Annotated in this window: 17 protein-coding genes; 9 read left to right on the top strand and 8 right to left on the bottom strand. The window is 37.4% G+C overall.

The window, feature by feature from the left end:
- Nucleotides 1–2 precede the first annotated feature (2 nt).
- Nucleotides 3–1,070, top strand: coding sequence for a hypothetical protein (locus H3T57_RS02155; protein WP_110438204.1), 1,068 nt, complete (start codon nt 3–5; stop codon nt 1,068–1,070).
- A gap of 8 nt (nt 1,071–1,078) precedes the next feature.
- On the opposite strand, the gene H3T57_RS02150 is transcribed toward H3T57_RS02155, so the two are convergent.
- From H3T57_RS02150 to H3T57_RS02130, 5 genes are all read right to left on the bottom strand, one after another.
- Nucleotides 1,079–1,567 (bottom strand): Smr/MutS family protein, encoded by a 489-nt coding sequence (locus H3T57_RS02150; protein ID WP_198185204.1) that lies wholly within the window; start codon nt 1,565–1,567, stop codon nt 1,079–1,081.
- A 219-nt stretch (nt 1,568–1,786) separates the two neighbouring features.
- Nucleotides 1,787–3,205 carry a cytochrome-c peroxidase gene (locus H3T57_RS02145; RefSeq protein ID WP_198192972.1) on the bottom strand — a complete coding sequence of 473 codons (1,419 nt, stop codon included), beginning with the start codon at nt 3,203–3,205 and terminating at the stop codon, nt 1,787–1,789.
- 102 nt (nt 3,206–3,307) lie between these two features.
- Complete coding sequence (locus H3T57_RS02140) at nt 3,308–4,129, bottom strand: site-specific DNA-methyltransferase (protein ID WP_347400635.1); 822 nt, start codon at nt 4,127–4,129, stop codon at nt 3,308–3,310.
- A gap of 46 nt (nt 4,130–4,175) precedes the next feature.
- Nucleotides 4,176–5,375 (bottom strand): murein transglycosylase A, encoded by a 1,200-nt coding sequence (locus tag H3T57_RS02135; RefSeq protein ID WP_198192970.1) that lies wholly within the window; start codon nt 5,373–5,375, stop codon nt 4,176–4,178.
- Nucleotides 5,376–5,391: 16 nt separating this feature from the next.
- A complete protein-coding gene (locus tag H3T57_RS02130) occupies nt 5,392–6,096 on the bottom strand; it encodes a Tim44/TimA family putative adaptor protein (RefSeq protein ID WP_155566959.1) in 705 nt (234 codons plus the stop codon).
- Nucleotides 6,097–6,328: 232 nt separating this feature from the next.
- On the opposite strand from H3T57_RS02130, the gene secB reads away from it, so the two are divergent.
- The gene (gene secB, locus H3T57_RS02125) at nt 6,329–6,853 is read left to right on the top strand and encodes a protein-export chaperone SecB (RefSeq protein WP_155565623.1); all 525 of its coding nucleotides are present in this window, start codon (nt 6,329–6,331) and stop codon (nt 6,851–6,853) included.
- Between the two features lie 14 nt (nt 6,854–6,867).
- On the opposite strand, the gene H3T57_RS02120 is transcribed toward secB, so the two are convergent.
- On the bottom strand, nt 6,868–7,599 hold the full coding sequence (locus H3T57_RS02120) for a uroporphyrinogen-III synthase (protein ID WP_198192968.1): 732 nt from the start codon (nt 7,597–7,599) through the stop codon (nt 6,868–6,870).
- Between the two features lie 2 nt (nt 7,600–7,601).
- Nucleotides 7,602–8,672 (bottom strand): hydroxymethylbilane synthase, encoded by a 1,071-nt coding sequence (gene hemC / locus H3T57_RS02115; protein WP_198185200.1) that lies wholly within the window; start codon nt 8,670–8,672, stop codon nt 7,602–7,604.
- 58 nt (nt 8,673–8,730) lie between these two features.
- Between hemC and tsaD the strand changes: the two genes are divergently transcribed.
- From tsaD to H3T57_RS02085, 6 genes are all read left to right on the top strand, one after another.
- Nucleotides 8,731–9,831 (top strand): tRNA (adenosine(37)-N6)-threonylcarbamoyltransferase complex transferase subunit TsaD, encoded by a 1,101-nt coding sequence (tsaD, locus tag H3T57_RS02110; RefSeq protein ID WP_155568248.1) that lies wholly within the window; start codon nt 8,731–8,733, stop codon nt 9,829–9,831.
- A 29-nt stretch (nt 9,832–9,860) separates the two neighbouring features.
- The gene (locus H3T57_RS02105) at nt 9,861–10,823 is read left to right on the top strand and encodes an NAD(P)H-dependent glycerol-3-phosphate dehydrogenase (protein WP_155580553.1); all 963 of its coding nucleotides are present in this window, start codon (nt 9,861–9,863) and stop codon (nt 10,821–10,823) included.
- 87 nt (nt 10,824–10,910) lie between these two features.
- Nucleotides 10,911–11,399, top strand: coding sequence for a glutathione peroxidase (locus H3T57_RS02100; protein WP_198192965.1), 489 nt, complete (start codon nt 10,911–10,913; stop codon nt 11,397–11,399).
- A 60-nt stretch (nt 11,400–11,459) separates the two neighbouring features.
- Nucleotides 11,460–13,013 (top strand): murein biosynthesis integral membrane protein MurJ, encoded by a 1,554-nt coding sequence (gene murJ, locus H3T57_RS02095; protein WP_198192963.1) that lies wholly within the window; start codon nt 11,460–11,462, stop codon nt 13,011–13,013.
- 27 nt (nt 13,014–13,040) lie between these two features.
- Nucleotides 13,041–15,683: a DNA mismatch repair protein MutS gene (gene mutS / locus H3T57_RS02090; RefSeq protein WP_198192953.1), complete on the top strand. Its 2,643-nt coding sequence runs from the start codon at nt 13,041–13,043 to the stop codon at nt 15,681–15,683.
- Between the two features lie 63 nt (nt 15,684–15,746).
- Nucleotides 15,747–18,674, top strand: coding sequence for a [protein-PII] uridylyltransferase (locus H3T57_RS02085; protein ID WP_198192950.1), 2,928 nt, complete (start codon nt 15,747–15,749; stop codon nt 18,672–18,674).
- Here the strand turns inward: H3T57_RS02085 and H3T57_RS02080 are convergent.
- Nucleotides 18,664–20,547 (bottom strand): tetratricopeptide repeat protein, encoded by a 1,884-nt coding sequence (locus H3T57_RS02080; protein ID WP_198192941.1) that lies wholly within the window; start codon nt 20,545–20,547, stop codon nt 18,664–18,666. The two genes, H3T57_RS02085 and H3T57_RS02080, sit on opposite strands and share 11 nt — an antisense overlap.
- A 195-nt stretch (nt 20,548–20,742) precedes the next feature.
- Here H3T57_RS02080 and H3T57_RS02075 point away from each other — a divergent pair, with 195 nt between their 5' ends.
- Nucleotides 20,743–21,882, top strand: a complete 1,140-nt coding sequence (locus H3T57_RS02075; protein WP_198192939.1) for an L-dopachrome tautomerase-related protein — start codon at nt 20,743–20,745, stop codon at nt 21,880–21,882.
- Nucleotides 21,883–21,886 lie beyond the last annotated feature (4 nt).

Here is a 21,886-nt window from a genome sequence, read left to right as displayed (position 1 = left end):
TCATGTCTTTATCGATATCCAGACGGCATCTACTTAAATTTTTATCTCTGACAGGTATGACAACAGCTCTACCCTCATTGCCTATTAAGGCTAATGAAGTTTTATCAACGGTTGACCCTACTAAAGATGGTAAAGATGACTATTCACTTATCGTGGGTGGTACAAAAGAAAGTCGAATAGGTCAATTTTCCAGCACACTAGCAGATTTATTTAAACAGAATATCGAGAGTAACCCTTTGTTATCTCTGCAATTCACAACTGGTTATGATAGTGTAACAGCATCAAATTTATTCGATACAAGATTAACCCAAGACGGCTCGATCGCATTGATAACTTCTGGATCTGCCATTATCGCAGCCTTGGCCGCTGATCCGCGTGTTCATTTTGATTATCAACATTGGATACCTGTATTTTCAACCATCACTCCAATTATTGTCATATCGAGGCAACCTTTTCACAACTCTATTCCTGATCTTTTAAAGAATAGAACAATGAAAGTTGGAGTCTCCACCCTTATTGGAAAAGAACTTCCAACATTATTGGGAATTGAACTTTTACAAATCAGTACTAAACCCGTAATCGGAATTACAACGTTATCAACTGGAATTGAAGCGTTACGTAACCGAACAATAGATATATTACAGATAGATTCCCCTGAGGGGTTTGCAGAACTGCCAAAATTGTTGGCCGAGGGATTTCATATCTTTTTTTCATTTGATCAGGAATCCTCGTATAGCCCTTCTTTTTCCAGTCTCTACACGAAATTGCCCCATTATCGCACAGGCAACACATTATTTGAAATATGGCAAACCCTTGCCCTTGCAGCCAGAATTAATTTTGCCGTTTTCTTGCCCATGCTGACCCCTTCAGCGCTTGTTACAAAATGGCGTTTGAATTTCGAAAAAATCACTGATAATCCTTATTTTCAATCAATTGTACATGCCAACAATATTGTCACTCAAAATAGTTTAAAAACAATTGATAATTTTTCAAAATTGATTCCCTCTGCTACAGCAACTTTGGCATTGAGACGCTGGTTGTCATTGAAAATTTCCCAATGGGAAAATTGAAAAAAATTCTAACGCCTTTTTTTCAGTAGAATTCTAACCGCTCCATTATTCGTAGCAGACACATAGGAAGTTGCAAGTATCATTGAATGTATATAAGGACGATTTAACCAATGAGGTAATTCTCTTTTGAGTATACCACCACCTTGGGATAGATTTCCAACACCTGTTATAATTTCGATACATCTTATTTGTTGTCTATAGGCATTTAAAATAAAATTTTCCAAGGATAAAAATGCATGATGTGCTGTAAAACCGTGTAAATCTAATCTCCATTGGGATTTTAACTCGCCATTCTGAAACTTCTTCCAGGTATTTTTATCCAGTCCGGGTTGTTTCTGTCCAATTGCCATGAAAGAATCATTTTTATTATCTAATTGATTCTTATGAGCTTTAAAAAGTTTATAATGCTGTATGAACAAGGAATTTTCATTCAGCACTATTTTCTTAATATTGTTCGTCTGTTTGAAATTATTTTTATTCGTTTGTTTTTGAGACATGAAAAATGAATCAAGATCATTTTTTATATATATTAATTTATCCCCTTTTGCAGATTTTTTAATTGAATATGTAAAATTATCCCATAATATTCGTTCCTCTTTACTAAGCTGTCTTTTTTTCAAAATAATCCTCTTTCATTTACCCTTATCCTATCACAACAAAAAAACCTTTCACCCGTTTTAACAGGTGAAAGGTTAAACAAATAAACTAGCTTGAAATTATGGATTCATTTTATCAATGGCTTGACCTTGATATTTTCCTGTTAATGATTTCAGAAATTCTACAATATCATCAACATCCTGATCTGGAATTTGATGATCAGGAGTTTGATATTTAACCATTTCAATTACAGCCTCTTTTAGGGTTTTCGCACTGCCATCATGAAAATAAGGCGCGGTCAAGGCAATATTGCGTAATAAGGGAATCTTAAAGAAGAAACGATCATTTTGATCATGTGTAAAATTAAATCGGCCAAAATCCGCATTTGTCAAGGCTTTGTTTAGACGATCCTGGAAAAAATCACGTTGCAGTCCCATTTTGGCAAAAGATGCTCCACCAACACCGACTCCATTATGGCAACTTGCACAACCGATATTCTTAAAAACTTGATACCCATGTTTAGCCCGTTCACTAATCGCACTGTCTATTCCCTTCAAATACATATCAAAGGGACTGTCTGGAGTAATCAAGGTTTTTTCATATTCTGCAATCGCTTCTGTTATTGTTTTCTGGTCAATTACGGAACTGTTATAGACATTCATGAAATCTTTTTCATATGAAGGGTCTTTACGTAATTTGTCAGCAACTTCCTCCCATTTTTTTGATCCCATTTCAATTGGGTTCATTACGGGCCCTGCAGCCTGTGCCATCAGATCACTGGCTCTTCCGTCCCAAAACTGGGTGTGATTGAATACAGAATTATATACGGTGGGTACATTGATAGGACCTTTTTGACCATTAATCCCGGTTGCTGTTACAAGATTATCCACCCCGCCCTTTTTCAGATCATGGCATGAAGCACAGGTAAGGGTATTGTCACCAGATAAACGTTTTTCGAAAAACAGTTTTTCTCCCAGGGCAACCTTTTTGGCATCGACCTCTAAAGATTCAGGAATAGGTTGAATGGGTTCATCAGCAAATTGTTCTGCCACACCTGATGTTGCGTAATTTTGTCTACGTTCACGTTTTATCCATTTAATCACGGTATCCCGTTGCTCAGCTGAAAGACGTGCATGCCAGTGCATTAATAAATACAATGATGGCGGCATTAGATTTCGTTGCATTACGAATTCTATACGAGACAGGGAAACGTTATCAACTGGCTCGCCTTTATTCATCGCATCAAGAACGGGTTCAAGATGAAAATTTTCCAGTCCCTTTGTGCGATCACTTTGCATCAACTGATTTGCCACAGGTATCTTGAAATAGAAAGGCATATCCACTTTTTGCGTATGACAGTAATCACAACGGGCTTCCCTTAAAACATTAAAAGCATCCATCGCCATTTTATCGTGACGCAATGGTGAACTATCTGATAAACTAGGGGCTGTAGAATGATCATAACGAGTTAAATACGTAACAACCCCTCCATAAACGATGGCAAAAACCACCAGAAGCATTAAAATAAGTTTTTTCATCCACTGTTTTCCAAACAATACATAACCTAGAATTTTTATAAATCTTTAGAATTTCAAAAAAAATATCAAGTTTTGAATTAATAATAAATCAGAATTTATCTTTTATTTGGTCAATACCGCTTTTTCCAACCTTTCTTTGGCAATTTTTACATAGTTTTTATCAATATCCATTCCTATGGCCCTTCCCCCTTCATAATGGGCTGCCAATAAAGTAGTTCCCGTACCCATAAACGGATCCACTACAACTGGATTTTTTCTTCCATGCAACCTTAGACACATTTGGGGCAACGCAATTGGAAAAGTTCCAGGATGATTGAATTTTTCCGATTTTTTTCTAATCGTGTCATAGGGAATAAACCATACATCACCTCGACAACGTAAATCATACGTATGAGATCGTCTAGCAATATTGGACTTATCCTTATATGGAACCCCTACATTGAGACGATTTAACTGCACGATCCCAGTTTTCGTCAAATGGAATATATATTCATGATTGCGATGCAGAAATCGTTTGCTGACTACAGGTTTGAAATGACCGTAACTTTCCTCACCAATTGAAATAGACTTCACCCATTCTATGTGATTTTGCAATATGAAAATTTTTCTCAATCGGACAATCAGTTCAAATGGCAACCAAGGATTTGATGATGATCCGGCAATATTCAAAAAAAACGAAGCATCATCCTTCATGACTCTTTTAATTTCAAAACAGATTTTTTCAAGCCAATCGAGATATTCTGCCTCTCCCTTTTTATCCTGATAAGCGCTATAGACTATACCAAGATTATATGGGGGAGAGGTAATAAAAACATCTACGGAACGGTCTTTCATTTTTTGCAAAACCGTTAAACAATCCCCCCTAATAATAGTATGCCTATCAACCCTGAAGCTATATGGACGTAATAAAAGTTCCTGTTTTATTTGAACTTTGGTCTTTTTACGTAAAGACACCTAAAATCTCACTTGATTATCGCTTCACTGATGCAGGAACTGACTGATTGGAATGGGAAAACTGACGGGGCAACAAAAGATATATCTTTCCTTTTTCATTCATCAGCCCCGCATACCATTCAGCGGTCTTACCCCATCCGGTGAATAGGTCCAGCCGGTTCATTCCATGAATATCCCCGCCCAAGTCATGGGCAAAGACCATATGTTTCCATGACCTTTTATCCTGATGTCCAGGTTCAGGCATTAGGGTTTCAATCCATAAAGGACTACCCAACGGTATCCATTTTTTATCAACAGCAGCAGATCGGCCTGCACTTAAACTAACATTAAAAGCACCTTTTGGTCCTTCATCAAGAATTTGATTATTTAAAATTTTAAAGAAAACGTAATTTTTATTTTCTTCCATCAGGGAGAGTGCTTGATCAGGATGGTTGAATAACCACGTCCTCAATGAATAAATATTGATTGCATCAGAATTCATATATCCTTTGTCAATAAGGATTTTTCCTAATGGTGTATAGGGTTGTCCATTCTTGCCGGCATAAGCCAGACGTAAAATTTTACCGTCCGGTAACAAAATCCGGCCTGATCCTTGAATTTGCATAAAAAACAGATCTGCCGAATTCTTTAACCATACAATTTCAAGATTTTTACCGTTTAATGCCCCTCTGTCAATTTCAGCACGTGTGTAGTAGGGAATGAATTGATTATTCTGCATGTGACCATACTGAATTTGACCATCAACAGTTTTACGCGCTTTCAGATCGTTGGGACGTGTATATACAGGTACTTGATAATTGCCTATTTTTACAGTTGACCCTTCAATTTCTGGTTCATAATATCCTGTCACCTTTCCTTTCTGAATTCTATAGGAATATTGATAGGGTTGCAGCCATTGTTCAAAAAAGTTTTTCACTTGTAAGAGTTGTTTGATATCAATCTGTTCCGCAGCAATACAAACTGGAATCCAATCCTTAGCCTGACTTCCTGGCAAACCACTGACTCCTCCAAGATAAGTGGTAGCTGGCAATTTTCTTATCTGCCTACAGGTTTGACGAAAAACTGTCAAAATTTGTGAGTGGTTTTCCTGATTCCATCCTTGTAATACCTGATAGGAAACCGGATAGAATTCTGACAGTTTTTCCTGACCTTCCTGTACACAAGCGGTCAGACATATCCCAAGGGATATCGATATTGCACGAACAAAACGTTTCATAACAAGCCTATTAAATTCAAGTTCCTGTACGAGTTGATTTTAAACGCCAGGAAATATCCTGACCATTCATTCCTAATACACGTTCAAATAACCAGAAATCAATAAATTCCGTCACAGATTCCGTACCAACTACAGGTTCTTTCTTTTTATCAAATATACAATTCAGTTGATCGGAAATGATCTTAACCTCAATCAATGCTTTTTTAGGATCAACTTCAGATTTAATCTCAGCTTTTGTTATAGCGATCGAACAAATTGCTTTGATTTCAATTTTTTGAATTTCGTGTGCCTCTTGACGTTTTTTAATGGCCCTTTCAAATGAAGAATAGGCATCTGATGTCAACATTGACCCAAGACTATTTAAGTCTGCATTAGCGAATGCAGTTAGAATTTTACGAAATACTATTTCAGTGCCTGCTACAAATTTTTGTGGAACAAAAGTTGAATCGAGCGCGCTAATTTTTTGTAAAGTCTGTCCTAATTCACTATTGGCAGCCGGTATTTCATAATTAACCTTGGGTACAGGTGCTACTGCTGGCTGTACGGGTTTATTTTTTGTATTTGATAAAAAAGCTGGTGCTTTAACTGTCAAGGAAATGGCTTCATGTTTCTCAAATCCAGTTTTTTTCCCTAATACGCTTCGCAAACGGAGAATCAGAAAAATCGCTATCAAGGAAAATATTATAATATCTATGGGAATATCACCTACAGAAAAATCCATCTTTTAACCTGTTAACTTGAACCTATATTGAAGTTATTTACTATATTCTTTTATGATCATTTAAAACATTAAAAACAAATTATTTTATTTAATTATTTCAATTTTTAAACTGCCTCTTGTTTTTTTATTATAAGTTTAATTAGTATAAATCGTTTTATTTAATGATAAAATTTATGTTATATGAAAATTTAAAAATTTTTAAATTAAGAATAAAGAATATATAGAGAATATAATGACTGACTCAACAAATACGGTATCGAGCAATCAAACAGAAGGAACACCCCCTTCCCTTCCATTAACCCTTAATATCCAGTTTACAAAAGATCTTTCATTTGAAGTCCCTCACGGAGCTGCCATTTTCGCAAGTTTGCAAGAGGCTCCCCAAATATCGGTTTCAATTGACACAAATGCCAACCGATTAAATGAAAACGGAGTTTATGAGGTCAGTTTAAAAATTAAAATTGACGCTGTAGAGGCACAAAAACAAAATGAAGGTGCCAGTCGCACAATTTTTATTGCGGAACTTATCTACTGTGCTGTTGTAACCCTGAATAATCCGCCAGAAGAATTGATTGAACCCATTCTTCTTGTCGAAGTTCCTCGTTTGATTTTCCCTTATGCACGCAATATTATAAGTGAAGTTACACGAGATGGAGGGTTTCCCCCCGTTGTTCTACAACCCATAGATTTTGTTTCTTTATGGCAAAATAAACAACAACAGGCAGCCCAAACACATACCGAGGCAGGTCATGCATAATTTTGAGCATGCTATCACTTTATAAGATAAAGCATGGATTCAGTAGAGGGATGATCCGCAACGACAATCCCTTTCCACTGGAAATTCTCCAATACCTTTTTCACTTTTTCACTTATTGCAATAGCATAAATCTGGTTAAGCAAATATCTATACTCTTCATATAGAAGATCCTTAAAAAACTGGGCTGTTTCCGAAGAGAAAAATAGAATTGTATTAATTTCCCCCCGTTTGAGTTTCTCAATAAAAGAAAAAGGTATAAAATCTTTTCGTCTGGTTTCGTACACTTCTTCCACAATCATTTTGAAACCAGAATTTTGTAAATTGGAAATCAATTTTTTTCCCTGCCCTTTTCCTACAGGAAACAATAAACCGCCTTGTTTGGGAAACAATTCCCTTTGAATTAAATCATTCAAAGCGTTCGAATCTTTATGCGCACTTTGAACCTTTTCAAAACCAGCAATTTTAGCATCATGCGCAGTTATATCGCCAACAGCAAAAACAGGGATATCCCTATATCTTATATCTTGCCGAATAAATAATCTTACCGTAGAAATGATGGCTTGGCGGCTTGTAAACAAAATAGCCTGAATTTGATCAATATTGGTAAATTCAACAGACAATTGATTAACATTCATCAAGGGTAAGGCTAATGTTTTCCATCCCAATTTCTGAACCTTTAAAATCGTTTCACTCAACCCTGGTTCTGGCCGAGTTATTACAACATAATTTTTTTGCTTGTCACCCAATTTCAAGACTCAAAAATATCATTCGGACTATCTTTACGCAATTGTTTACCTAACTCATGACCGATCAATTCAGCTTCTTCCAGGGTTCCTATAACATCTTTTTTGATTAAAAAAGAACCGTCTTCTCTTGCAACCAATCCAGTTAAATGCAACCGTTCTTCCTGACCCGGAAAAGAAACAACCCTTGCATACCCGCCAATTGGTGTTCGACAAGATCCATCAAGCTCAGCCAGCAAGGCACGTTCAGCGCTGGATACCGCCTTTGCCTCCCTATTTTCAATTGCCGAAAGCATTTCAAGCAATTCTGTGTCCTTTTCTCTAACTGTGATTCCAACAATACCTTGACCCGCCGCTGGAACCATAATTGAGGGATCAATCAAAACATCAATTCGATGCTCCATATCCAGTCTTTGCAATCCTGCAGCAGCAAGAAAAGTTGCATCAAATTGTTTTGAGGTAATTTTATCCAAACGTGTCTGAATATTACCCCTCAACAATCCAAATTTCAAATCAGGTCTATAATGCAGCAATTGAGCCTGACGTCGTACGGAAGAAGACCCGATCAACGCGCCTTTTGGTAAAACATCAAATGGATTTTTAGAATCAATGGGTTGATATTCACTTCTAACAATTAAAGCATCCCTCGCATCTTGTCTTTTTAGCGCACATGCCAAAACAAGACCTTTGGGCAGGTCTGTTTCTAGATCTTTAAGGCTATGGACAGCAAAATCAATATTCCCTTCCAACAGCTGTTCATGAATTTCCTTGGCAAATAATCCCTTGCCACCGATTTCAGCCAAACGTCGATCCTGTATGCGATCTCCTGAAGTATGAATTTGAAATTCCTGAAACGCCCCAATCTGACGTAATAAAGGGCAGAATTGTGTCAATAATGTGAGAAAATTGCGAGTCTGGACCAAGGCCAAAGGAGAACCCCTGGTTCCTACTCGCAGGGGCAGTCCTCTTTTTCCATGGGCTTTAATATAGTTTGCTTTCTGTAATTCCGCAGCCTTGGCGGCAACCCGTTGTAAATTGGGATTTGAAGCAATATGTACTATGTTTTTGATATCCATAAAAATATACTTTATCTATATTTATGCTCATATTCTCTTTAAAAGAAAAATATTCATTATGATATCCATACACCAAACACGTATAAAAACAAATAACTGCTTTAAAATTCTGGCTATTGAATCTTCTTGTGATGATACAGCATGCGCAATCATTCGTTCGGACGGAATGGTTTTGGGAGAAAAGGTTCATTCACAAAAGGAACATGTTCATTTTGGTGGTGTGGTACCAGAAATAGCTGCCCGTGCTCATATGCACCATCTTCCTTCTTTGGTAAATTCATTGTTGGATGAGGCAAAAGTTTCTTGGTGTCAAATTGATGCCATTGCCGCAACCTGCGGACCCGGTTTAATTGGTGGGGTGATTGTTGGCAGCAGTTTTGCAAAAGGTCTGGCACTTTCAAAAAAAATTCCCTTTATTGGTATCAATCACATCGAGGCTCATGCCCTTACCGTCCGTTTACCGGATATTTCAAGCAAGAAAATAGAATTTCCCTATCTATTATTTTTAACATCAGGCGGCCATTGTCAATGTATCTATGTTGGCGATGTCGGTAAATATCAGCATTTGGGAGGTACTATTGATGATGCGGCTGGCGAGGCTTTTGATAAAGTTGCAAAAATGCTTGGACTTCCGTGGCCTGGTGGTCCAGCCCTTGAAGCCTTGGCAAAAGAGGGAAATGAAAATGCATTCATCATGCCTCATCCTTTATATGGCCGTGACGGATGTGACTTCTCATTTTCCGGACTTAAAACGGCAGTGGCTAATTTACTAGAACCCTATAAGGACTTATCTTGCTTGCCACGCTCTTTGGCAGCTGACATTGCGGCGAGTTTCCAGAAAACTATAACGGATACCATTATCAACAGATTAGAGAATGCCATTCAAATGGCCCCTAAAACCAAAATTCTTGCGACAGCTGGTGGGGTTGCGGCCAACCAATATTTAAAGTTTCATCTAATGAGACTTGCCAGTCAATATAATATGGAATTTATAGCACCTCCAATTCGTTATTGTACGGATAACGCAGTTATGATTGGATGGGCAGCAATTGAAATTTTAAAAAAGACCATTACAAATAATTTTATTCCAAACGACATTGATTTGATACCTCGTCCACGTTGGCCTTTGTCTGAAATGAAGTCTCGTTTTGAACACTAAGTCTTTTATTATTTGAAGGATTATGAAACATGAAGAAATCGATTGCTGTCATTGGTGCCGGCGCTTGGGGAATAGCCCTTGCCATTCATGTTGCTCGTACAAATGCCAACGTATATTTATGGAGTAGAAAAGAGCTTCCCGATCCAAGTACAAAAACACTTTCAAGATTAAAAAAATTCCCTTTACCAGATAGTATTCAGGTCCATAATTCATTTCCAAAGAGGGCCGATCTTATTTTTTTGGCAGTACCCCTTCAATTTATCCGCTCCATTCTACCGAATATCAGTAGTTTACAATGTCCGATTATTGTCTGCTGCAAAGGTGTAGAACAGCAAACCCTTAAATTTCCATCAGAAATAATTGAAGAATTTGTGCCAAAACAGAATATTGCCATTTTGTCAGGCCCAAATTTTGCCCACGAAGTAGCAGCAAATTTACCAACAGCCAGTGTTATCGCGTCTGAAAACATACAAATGGCTCAGGTAATTTCAGATAAAATTTCAACTTTTAATTTTCGTTTTTATAAAAATGATGATCCCATTGGTGTTCAAATTGGCGGTGCTGCAAAAAACATATTTGCAATTGCCGCAGGAGCGGCAATTGGGGCCGGTTTGGGGGAAAATGCCCGTGCTTCGCTAATAACCCGTGGTATTAGCGAACTCTCAAGACTCAGTCTCGGATTGGGAGGATCTCCAAGAACATTATCAGGATTGGCTGGATTGGGTGACATGATTTTGACATGCACGGGAACGTCATCTAGAAACTATTCATTAGGAATCGAGTTAGGTAATGGAAAAAAACTTGACGCCATCCTAAAAGAAAGAACTGTCGTGACAGAAGGCGTTACAACCACTCCCGCCTTGCTTAAAAGAGCGCAAAACCATCATATTGACGTTCCAATTATTGAAACAGTCGCCGCCATATTAAGTGATAAAATCACCATTCATCAAGCAAAGGAAAGATTGATGTCCCGTCCCATTCCTTTCGAATAAATAAACATTTATATTTGAAATAATATTTAATATAATAAAAAAAATTTTAAAAATCTTGTCAACGAAACTGAATCCATAACATATATAATGACCACATCACTCTATGATTTAACTATATCCTCTTCTACAGGAGAAAGTATTAACCTTGGTAAATTTCAGGGTAAGCCTTTATTAATTATCAATACCGCGTCTCATTGTAAATTTACGCCTCAATATGAAGATTTGCAGGATTTATGGCTTTATTTTAGAAATTGGGATTTGAATATTATCGCCATTCCTTCCGGTGATTTCGGCAATCAAGAGTTTGAAACAAATGAAGAAATCAGGAATTTTTGTCTTAAGCGTTATCGTATTGATTTTATTCTGGCCCAAAAAAGCCATGTAAAGGGAAAACAGGCCATTCCACTTTTTCAATGGCTAAATAATGCAGGAGGGTATATATCAAAACCAAGATGGAATTTCTATAAATATATTATAAGCCGTCAGGGTAAGTTGTCATCTTGGTATTCATGTTTAACACGTCCTTCATCCAAGAGATTTATTAATGCAGTTGAACGTGTAGCCTATGATTTATAAATCTGATAATAACTAAATAATATTGTTTTATAAAACACCTTCACCTTGGTAAAGGTTTCAATGTTTAAAAATCTTTTAACAGTCAGTGGATGGACCATGTTAAGCCGTCTTCTGGGACTGATTCGAGATCAACTGCTTGCCGCCTTTCTTGGGGCCGGTTCTTTACAGGATGCCTATCAGGTTGCCTTTAGGTTACCAAACATGTTTCGCCGTTTATTTGGTGAAGGCGCTTTTAACGCCGCTTTTGTCCCCTTATTCACCCTAACTCTTGATAAGAAAAATATCAACGAGGCTAAGAAATTTGCAAATGAATCGTTCAATATTCTTATATTCATCTTGTTGATTTTTACCTTACTGGGTGAAATTTTTATGCCCCAGCTGCTTCACATCATAGCTCCAGGTTTTACCACCGATAAAAATCGTTATCATGAAGCCATTATTTTAAGCCGTATCACCTTTCCCTACATGATCTTAATCTGTGGGGCAGCTTTATTGGCTGGTGTTTTGAACAGTTTACATCATTTCAGCATTGCCGCTGCTGCTTATGTCAGTTTTAATATATTTGGAATTGCAGCGCTGCTCTGGCTAACCCCTTTTATGCCAAACGCAGCATGGGCTGCAGCATGGGGAGTTACAATTTCAGGAGTGGCCCAGTTTGGCATTTTATGGTTAGCGGCAAGAAAAGCTGGGATCACTATCCTTTTCCATCGACCAAAATTAAGTCCAAGTATCAAAAAACTCTTTAGGAAGATGACCCCCGGTATTATTGGAAGTGGCATCACACAGATCAATTTAACCATTGATACAATCATCGCCACCTTGTTACCGACCGGTAGCGTTTCAGTCATGTATTTTGCTGACCGAATTAATCAGCTACCCCTTGGTGTTCTGGGGGCTGCTGCAGGAACAACCCTATTACCCCTATTGACAAAAGAGCTTAATACCGGAAATAAAGAAGCTGCCTTATCCATTCAAAATAAAACTCTTGATTATTGTTTGCTTTTGACACTTCCTGCAGCTTTTGGTTTATTTACCTTGGCCCCTCTTATAATTTCAACTTTATTTGGTCATGGTGCTTTTAATCTTGACGCTGTCTATAAATCAGCTCAATCCTTACGGACCTATACAGTTGGCCTTCCAGCCTTTATCCTTATCAAGGTTTTATCTCCTGGTTTTTTTGCCCGTGGTGATACATCTACTCCTGTAAAAATCGGTATATTCACCCTTTTGTTGAATTTCATCCTGAATCTTATATTCATGTATCCTCTTGCCCATATGGGCCCCCCTCTGGCAAGCAGTATTGCGGCCATTGCTAATGTCGGGGCCCTTGCTTTCATTTTATGGAAGAAAGATGCGTTTTACCTACCAGTTTCTATAATAAAACGTATCATTTATATGATTGTTGCCGCATTCATCATGAGTTTGAGCATATTTTTGACAGAAATGATTTTCTTTCAAAATATAATTAAAAACCCAATTTTATTTCGTATAATAGATCTTTCTATTTTAGTATTAACAGGCGGACTTGTTTATGGAGGAATTCTTCACATTCTTAATATCATTGATTTGAATTCGACTTGCCTAAAAGTCAGACAAAGAATTTTGAAACGATAAATTAAAAAGCAGTTTAAACAGGTATATATGACACTTCCTTCTGCAAAAGGTGCCACACCCGTAATGGCACAATGGTTTTCTCTTAAAAAAGAACATCCTGATGCCCTTCTTTTCTTTAGAATGGGTGATTTTTTTGAACTGTTCTTTCATGATGCAGAAGCGGCGGCAAATGCACTCGATATTGCCCTGACTGCTCGTGGTACCCATGCCGGACAGCCAATTCCCATGTGTGGTGTTCCCGTTGGTACTGCTGCAACCTATCTTGCTCGTCTCATCAAAAAAGGATTCAAGGTTGCCGTTGCAGAACAAACAGAAAGTCCAAAAAACAGAGGAAAAAATCAAAAAGGCCCGCTTTCAAGAGCTGTTATACGTTTAATCACTCCAGGAACCCTGACCGAAGATGAATTATTAAACGCTTCTCAACCAAATTATATCCTTTGTATCATCCCTGACCTTAAAAAAAATTCCTCCAATCTGGGAGCGGCATGGATTGATATCTCAACAGGAATTTTTGAAACTAGCTATTTCAAATCCTTTCAATTAGATGATTTTTTAGCCCGTATCAATCCCTCTGAAATCTTGGCACCCAATCAATTATATCTAAATTCGTATGAAAATCGCCAAACAATATTGAATGAAATCAATAATATCAAGATTGCTCAAAAACAACTTGCAAATTTATTCAATATCAACTCCTTATCCGCACTAGGTGATTTCAAAAATGAAGAAATTATTGCTGGATATGAACTGATCACCTATATTAGCCAAACACAAAATGGTAGAATTCCACAATTATCACGTCCTCAATCACAAAAATACGAATCAATCCTAGCTATTGATCCAGCAACGAGAAACAGTCTTGAAATTCTTGAAAATAATGCCGGCAACAACCAATTTACCCTATTTTCCAGCATTAACCGTGCCATTACGGCACCAGGTTCAAGAATGTTGGCGAATTGGCTGTCGTCACCCCTGACTGAAATCGATAAAATTGAAGCCCGACAAAAAGGATGGATTTATCTATATCAAAATACACAGCTTCTAACCCTTCTACGCCAGACCCTGAAAGGTTCGCCAGACATTGCCCGCTCTCTGGGTCGAATTTCGGTCGGCAGAGGTTCTCCCCGTGATCTGGCATCCATACGAAACGGTTTGCATGTTGCCAGAAAAATAGCACAAATCTTGTCGAAATACGAAAAAAAAATTGATCGAACTCCACCTTATATCCATAAAATCAAGCATTGTCTTTTATCAGGAAACATCCTTCTTGAAAATTTAACCAAAGCCTTGATGGAAAATCCTCCCCTTAAACTGGAAGAGGGTTCAATTATCAAAGAGGGTTATGATGAAAAGCTTGACACTTACCGTCATCTTCATCAGCAAAGCCGGCAAATAATTATTGATTTGCAACAAAAATACTGCAAAAAATATGATATCACCACATTAAAGATTCGATTTAGCAACCAATTGGGATATATCATTGAGCTCAGTCGTACCGCAGCCGCAAAATTAAAAGATTGTCCAGAACTGATTTTAAGACAGGGAACAGTTAATCTTGCACGTTATACAACCGACGAATTAAATATCTTAAATACAAAGATCCTTGAAGCTTCCTCCATTTCTGCAGAATATGAAAAGATGCTTTTTGATAAGCTGATTGAGGAAACGTTACGGGAAAGGGATTTGCCGCTTCTGGCAAACGCCATTGCCGTCATTGATGTTTTACAGGCATGTGCGACGCTTTATTCCCCGCAAGAATGGTGTGTACCAACTTTAACCAATGATACACGCTTCACACTTAAAAACGCACGCCATCCAGTTGTTGAGGCCGCGTTACAAAAACCTGATAAGTTTACACCCAACTCCTGCAATTTATCCAACAATAAAAGGGTTATGCTGCTTACAGGTCCTAACATGGCCGGAAAATCAACATTCCTAAGACAAGTCGCCCTAAACGTCATTCTTGCACAAAGTGGTTTGCCCTTACCTGCAACAAATGCCGAAATTGGAATTGTCGATCGCCTGTTCTCAAGAGTGGGTGCCTCTGATGACCTTGCCAATGGCCGATCAACCTTTATGGTTGAAATGACCGAGGCAGCTTCAATTCTAAATCAGGCTGGTCCCCGTTCTCTTGTTGTAATTGATGAAATAGGAAGAGGAACTTCAACCCTGGATGGATTGGCCATCGCTTGGGCTATATTAGAAACCTTGCATAATACGATACAATGTCGTACAATTTTCGCCACACATTTTCATGAATTATCACAATTGACCCATCATTTGCCATTTATACAAAATTTTACCATGAAAATTAAAGAATGGAAAGGTTCCATAATTTTCCAATATGAGGTGGTTCCTGGCGCAGCCGAACATAGTTGGGGTATTCATGTCGCACAGTTAGCAGGAGTTCCAACAACAACGTTAAACAGGGCAAAATCGGTTTTACAAACTCTTGAAACGCAACAGTATGGTTCCCAAATCTCACTCCCTCTATCAGACACTGATGCAACGGTTGGAAATCAAAATCATTCCCAGGGAAATTTTGATACTGAAAAACGAAAAATGCTTAATGAAATAGAAACTGCCCTTATGGAAATCAATCCGGATCAAATCACTCCAATAAATGCCATAAATATTCTTTATAAACTAAAAAAAGTTATTGATAGATGATGATTTTTTTTTAATTATTGTCTGTAAATGCCCTTTATTCTATTATGAAATTGGTTAAATAAATTGAAGCAATCTTTACTTAATTTCTCTTCTAACCCTGAAAAAGCGACAGAATCTCTTCGCAATTACGTTCAAAAGATTTTAAATAATAATCCAGATTTATCCAGAGAGGAATTGCTTCAGATTTTCAGACGTCATCTCGGGCGCATCCAGACACAAATTCAATCCGAATTTGAGATATCCAAAATTCCAGGACTGAAAGCCGCCACGGAACTGGCCGAATATATTGACGGTTTAATTACCGTTATATTTGATTTTATCTATAAAACCTTACCTTCCACAGATATCGCCACACATTCCATAGCATTGGTCGCGACAGGTGGATATGGAAGAAAGGCCCTTGCCCCGTTCAGTGATATTGACCTTCTTTTTTTAACGTCTGAGCGTCCCTCAAGCAATCTGCTCAATACGATTGAACAATTTTTATATTTTCTTTGGGATTTAGGGTTAAAAGTTGGTCATGCCACACGTTCCATTTCGGAATGTCTTTCAACAGCACAAAAAGACATAACCATTTTGACCACTTTACTTGATTCACGTTTTGTAAGCGGAGATCAGAAACTTTTCAACCAATTTAGTATTGAATTCAAAAGGACCCATGAAACCGTGGGTGATGTTCGTTATATTCAGGAAAAGCGTAAAGAGAAAAAAAACAGGTACAAAAAATTTGGAGAAACTCCATATCTAGTTGAACCTAATATCAAAGAAGGTTTGGGAGGGCTAAGAGACTTACAGACAATTCATTGGGAATGCCGCTATATCCTCGGGTTAAATCAGCAGGACAATATCTTTATCAATCCATATATCGGATCCTTGAATGTACTGAATGAACAAGAGGTTCGACGTTTAAGGAGAGCGCATAATTTTTTATGGACAGTTCGTTTTCAGTTGCATTATATCGCAGGACGAGCTGAAGACCGATTGACTTTTGATATGCAGCCCATCATTGGGGGGAGGATGGGATACACACGACATGGACAACAAGTCGGTGTTGAACGATTTATGCGACATTATTTTCTTACGGCCCGCGAAATAACGCGTTTAACCTATGTTATCGAGGCGGCTTTATATCTTCATGCCCAACGGCTCAAAATAACCGATTACCAAAACAATAAATTTCTTGAACATACCGGTTTTGCCCTTTTAGAAAACCAGCTTTTTCCAACGCCAAAAATTTCATTTGACAATCAGCCCATTTACATGATGCGGATGCTTAAGATTGCCCAGACCCAAAAACGTGCCATTCATCCTCTGGCAATTCATCAAATGATCAGAGCGGAACGACAGACCAACCTATTACGTGGGGACAAAGAGGCTTCCCACATTTTCCTTGATCTGTTATGCGATATACCAAAAGTACTTACTTCAAAGGCACGCTATAAACGTCTAAGCCAGAATAAAAATGAACGTCAGATAGCTGTTCCGTTTGACCCAGTCTCGGACGAACAATATAATTTTCATTGGCTGCAAATCCTTAATACAACAGGTGTATTGGGTCAGTTCATTCCTGAATGGCGTCATATGGTGGGACAGATGCAATTTGATACCTATCATGTATTTACCGTTGATCAACATAGTATTGAAGCTGTCAAACTTTTGGCGCTACTCGAAGCAGGATATTATCCCGAGGATTTGCATTTTGCCTACAAACTCATTCAGGGATTACAGTCACGACGGGCATTATATCTTGCCACCCTTCTTCATGATTCAGGCAAAGGCAAAGGTTCAGATCATTCTGAACTTGGTTCTCAAATGGCGGTTAATATTTGTGCAAGATTGCATATGTCAGCCGATGAATCAGATACCGTTTCCTGGCTTATCCTTCATCACCTGCTTTTAAGCAGTACTGCATTTCAACGCGATATCGATGACCCAAAAACAATTTTGGATCTGGTTGATACCATTCAATCTCCAGAACGTCTTCGTTTATTATTTTTACTAACCGTTTCTGATATTCGTGCCGTTAACGATAAAGTTTGGAATGCATGGAAAGCCACCCTTTTAGTCGAACTTTACAACCGAATATCCGAGGTTTTAGAAGGAAGTCTTGCAACTGCTGAACAAGATACCCGAGTCCACCAGAGTAAAGATAATATCACCAACCTGTTGAATAGCAAAGAATTCAATTCATGGGAAATTGATGATTTTATCAAGCTGGGATATGCTAGTTATTGGCTATCTTTTGATCAAGACACATATTTGCGCCACGCGGAAATAATTACAAAAGCGAATCAATCAAGCTCCCCCCTAACGGTCCATACCCATCCCATTCATGACCGTGGTGTCACAGAAGTCACCATCTATACACAGGATCACTCCGGTTTATTTTCAAAAATCGCAGGTGCCCTATCGATTGCTGGGGCATCCATTGTGGATGCACGAATTCACACCCTCACAAATGGCATGATTCTGGATACATTCTGGATACAAAATGCCTCCAAAGATGTTTTTGATGAACCCCACCGCCTGAAAAGAGTTGAGGAATTAATTCATTCAACTCTCGAGCAGAAAACAGACATAGAACAATGCATATATAATTATTCCCATCACCTGTTATATGGAAGACGTATGCGGGCAATTCATGTCCCTCCCCGTGTTGTTATAGATAATCAGGCTTCTAACAGTTTTACCGTCATTGAAATTAATGGACGTGACCGGATTGGTTTACTTTATGATGTGACAAAGACTATTAAGGAACAAAATCTACAGATAAGTTCCGCCCATATTACAACTTATGGTATTAGAGCTGTGGATGTTTTCTATGTTAAAGACGCGTTTGGTCTAAAAATTCAAGATAAAACCAAATTATCTCTCATAAGAGACGCTATTCTTCAAAAACTATACCAAGCTGAAGAAAAAATTACTGGTCAACAATCTGAAAAATCTAAGGTAACACAACATCAACCTCAGTCAGAAAATATCAATTTATAAATTTACTTACTTTTTTTTCCAATGCAAGTTTTACCTTATCAATGACAACTTGCCAGCTCTCTTCCCCATTCCCCGCTTTTTCTTGTTTAAATAATGTCAAAGTTGGATACCACAAATTCTTTTTTGGTATATCGGGACTTTGATTGTACCATCGCCAGTCCCCACCATAACGGTTTAAAAGCCAGGTCTCTTTACCTAAAATACCGGCAAGATGCGCTATTACAGTATCAACTGTTATGATCAAGTCCATTTTCTTCATAATTATGGCTGTATCAAGTAAATCACCCTGTGGTAAAGTCAATATTTTATATTTATCAAGTAATTTCTGAGAAAAATTAATTTGTAAAGATTGAAAAATCACATGTTGAATTGAAAATAACGTTGATAATAATTTAAAAGATATAGACCTTATCCGGTCAAATCGATAATCCGGACTGCCTGCCCAACAAATTCCAACATGAAATTTGTTTTCATGCAAAACTATTTCACTTGTTTTATCAAGAATAACTGTAGGCATAATTGGAATGGAATTGATATCTAACAAATAGGGCAAACTCATTAATCTTGCCTGGAAATCAATTGGCTGATTAATTTCCTCCCTTTTTACAATAACTTTACAAATATTATTTAATTCTTGTTGAACAATAACCAATCCAACCAATCGATATACTGGTAAAGGAACTTCCAAAATTATAGAAAGGTTTTTATCTAAATATGGTAGATACCGGATAAACTGAAGAATATCCCCCAATCCCTGTTCTGATCTTATCAGCAATGTGCCTTTTAGCACTTTCCCGTCCCAAAAAGGTATATCAGAATATTCTGGAGCAATTTCAAGTAAAGAATGACGAGATTCCATAAGTCTCCAGCCTTCTTTAAATTGACACTTAGCCAATAATATCGATGACAAATTATATTTTATTCTGTTCTGATCTTCCTCTGACAAAAAATGTAAATCATCATCATGAAACAATCTAATATACAGTTTTTCAGCCTCGTCAATCATTCCTAATTCAAAAAATAACGTACCTAAATTCAAGCCTATTTTCAGATCTGCCGGAAATTTGTCATAAACCTTCTTCAGTAACTTTAGAGATTTCAGCAATGATCCCTCTGCCATATAAACAAGGGACAAATTAACCTGACATTCTGAATTGTCATTCTGCTTATCAAATGCTTTTTCCAAATAATGTTTGGCTTCATCAATTTGATTTAATTGAAATAATATCCCCCCTAAATTAGCATAGGCACCGTACTCATCATGTTTTAAATGAATAATTTTCTTATAAACAATAACAGCTTCATCCAACAAATTTAACGCCTGCAAAACCAATGCAAGTTTAAATAGAAAATCTATTTCTCCTGGATTATTCCTGACAGATTCCTGTGCAACCGACAAAGCTGTTTCATAAAAATGCCGATCCCAATAAAAATCGATCAAATCATTCCAATAATTGAATGTCTTCTGTTGTAATTCAACCGCCTGCTTAAATGCCTGTTCGGCACGTGTATAATCATCTAAATCGTTATAAACTCTTGCTATGGCGTTTAATGCCCGATCATCGGATGGTTGTAAAATAATTGCACTTTTTAAAGCTGATTTAGCCTCATTTAAATGACCCTGACAATGCAGCGCTTTCCCAAGAATTACATAATATTCAGGTTTGGACAAAAGTTGGACGGCCCTACCTGCGAAACCTATGGATAGATCAAACCTTTTGGCCATATAAAAAACAAGTGCGCGCCCATATAATGCATCAGGTTCATCAGGATTGCTTTCTAAAATTTCAAAGAAAGCTTGATCCGCTTCTTGAAATTTTCCCTCGGATATGTAATCCATACCCAATTTTATCAACAGCTTATAATTTGTCATAAACAAATGTCACTTTATAAACAGAAGAATGGTCAAAAATTAATCAATACAAATTTTTGGTTTAAAATTTCGTGCGTTATACATTTTTTTTATTCTATTATGAGAATAACAGTATTAAATAAGGTTAGTCTCTATCATAATCTTTGATTTTAACTTATAAATAAACAAAAATTAACTGGTAATAGAATATTCATCATGAGCATTTTAAAATATTGTTTCATTGCCCTGTCCATGATCCTGATGGTTGTGTTCGTCTCTTTTGACAAGGGTATGGCAAAGCAAAAATTAGATCAACCCTCTCTATTACCATCCAATGCGTTACAAAGCGTTGCAACTGTTAATCAATATATTCCAAATTATATTGCGGTTGATACGGAAAAAAGAATTTTTGTTCAATTTTTCAATTACAATAGAGATTCAGGCCCTTCTCTGGCAACTATAAACGCTGATAATTCAGTTACTCCATATCCGGGAGGTCAATGGAATGACTGGAACAAGACATCCAACCTTGATCCCTCAAACGCATTTGTTGGATTGTCTGGAATGACCTTAACACCTGATGGTTATCTATGGATCATTGATAATGGTATCGATAAATTCGGGAACAAGCCAAATAAAAAAGGCATTAAAATAATTAAGATAGATACAAAAACCAATAAGGTTGTTGATACCTATCCCATTCCTTCCTCTGTCATTTTGCCTAAATCGGTTTTTAATGCGTTGGCTGTCCACGACCATCATGCTTATTTTGCAGATAAAGGTGCCCCCGCCTTGATTATTATGGATTTAAACAATAATCAAGCCAGACGTGTCTTAAGCAATTCATCCAGCCTATATTCTCGACAACCCATTATCGTCAATCATAATCTTATACGTCCAAGTAGCGATCAGAATTCTTTTTTCAATGTTAACCAAATCGCAATCACCCCCGACGGAAAAAGACTTTATTATCAGGCTGTCAGTGGACCACTTTATCGTATCGACACCATGTATCTCAATGATCCTACATATTCGGAATCCGAATTAAATGAAGCGATGATTTTATGGCTTGAAACTCCCTCTTCAGGTGGGATCACATGTGATAATGAAGGCAATCTTTATTTTACTGACATCTCCACAAACAGTATCTATCGTTTTACCCAGGGACGCATTTTAAATAGAATTGTTACGGATCCCCGCCTGCAATGGCCCGCTCATCCTTTTGTTCTACAGGATAAAACCCTATATACTCCTGTAAATCAGTTTATCCATCATTCGGCACTGGATCATAATAATCATTCAACGATTAAATGGCCTTTGACGATTTACAAAATTGACCTTCCACCCTTAAAATAACTCT

The organism is Commensalibacter sp. W6292M3, from assembly GCF_016101315.1.
In the GTDB taxonomy this organism is placed as follows: domain Bacteria; phylum Pseudomonadota; class Alphaproteobacteria; order Acetobacterales; family Acetobacteraceae; genus Commensalibacter; species Commensalibacter melissae.
Note: the sequence above shows the minus strand (reverse complement) of the source record. Positions and strands in the feature narration are given on the sequence as shown.

Excerpts from the sequence above, each read along its gene's own strand:
- H3T57_RS02105 (WP_155580553.1), top strand. The coding sequence starts at position 9,861 with ATGAAGAAATCGATTGCTGTCATTGGTGCCGGCGCTTGGGGAATAGCC.
- H3T57_RS02155 (WP_110438204.1), top strand. The coding sequence starts at position 3 with ATGTCTTTATCGATATCCAGACGGCATCTACTTAAATTTTTATCTCTG.
- H3T57_RS02075 (WP_198192939.1), top strand. The coding sequence starts at position 20,743 with ATGAGCATTTTAAAATATTGTTTCATTGCCCTGTCCATGATCCTGATG.
- tsaD (WP_155568248.1), top strand. The coding sequence starts at position 8,731 with ATGATATCCATACACCAAACACGTATAAAAACAAATAACTGCTTTAAA.
- H3T57_RS02150 (WP_198185204.1), bottom strand. The coding sequence starts at position 1,567 with ATGTCTCAAAAACAAACGAATAAAAATAATTTCAAACAGACGAACAAT.
- hemC (WP_198185200.1), bottom strand. The coding sequence starts at position 8,672 with ATGGATATCAAAAACATAGTACATATTGCTTCAAATCCCAATTTACAA.
- H3T57_RS02100 (WP_198192965.1), top strand. The coding sequence starts at position 10,911 with ATGACCACATCACTCTATGATTTAACTATATCCTCTTCTACAGGAGAA.
- murJ (WP_198192963.1), top strand. The coding sequence starts at position 11,460 with ATGTTTAAAAATCTTTTAACAGTCAGTGGATGGACCATGTTAAGCCGT.
- H3T57_RS02130 (WP_155566959.1), bottom strand. The coding sequence starts at position 6,096 with ATGGATTTTTCTGTAGGTGATATTCCCATAGATATTATAATATTTTCC.
- secB (WP_155565623.1), top strand. The coding sequence starts at position 6,329 with ATGACTGACTCAACAAATACGGTATCGAGCAATCAAACAGAAGGAACA.
- mutS (WP_198192953.1), top strand. The coding sequence starts at position 13,041 with ATGACACTTCCTTCTGCAAAAGGTGCCACACCCGTAATGGCACAATGG.
- H3T57_RS02135 (WP_198192970.1), bottom strand. The coding sequence starts at position 5,375 with ATGAAACGTTTTGTTCGTGCAATATCGATATCCCTTGGGATATGTCTG.
- H3T57_RS02145 (WP_198192972.1), bottom strand. The coding sequence starts at position 3,205 with ATGAAAAAACTTATTTTAATGCTTCTGGTGGTTTTTGCCATCGTTTAT.
- H3T57_RS02080 (WP_198192941.1), bottom strand. The coding sequence starts at position 20,547 with ATGACAAATTATAAGCTGTTGATAAAATTGGGTATGGATTACATATCC.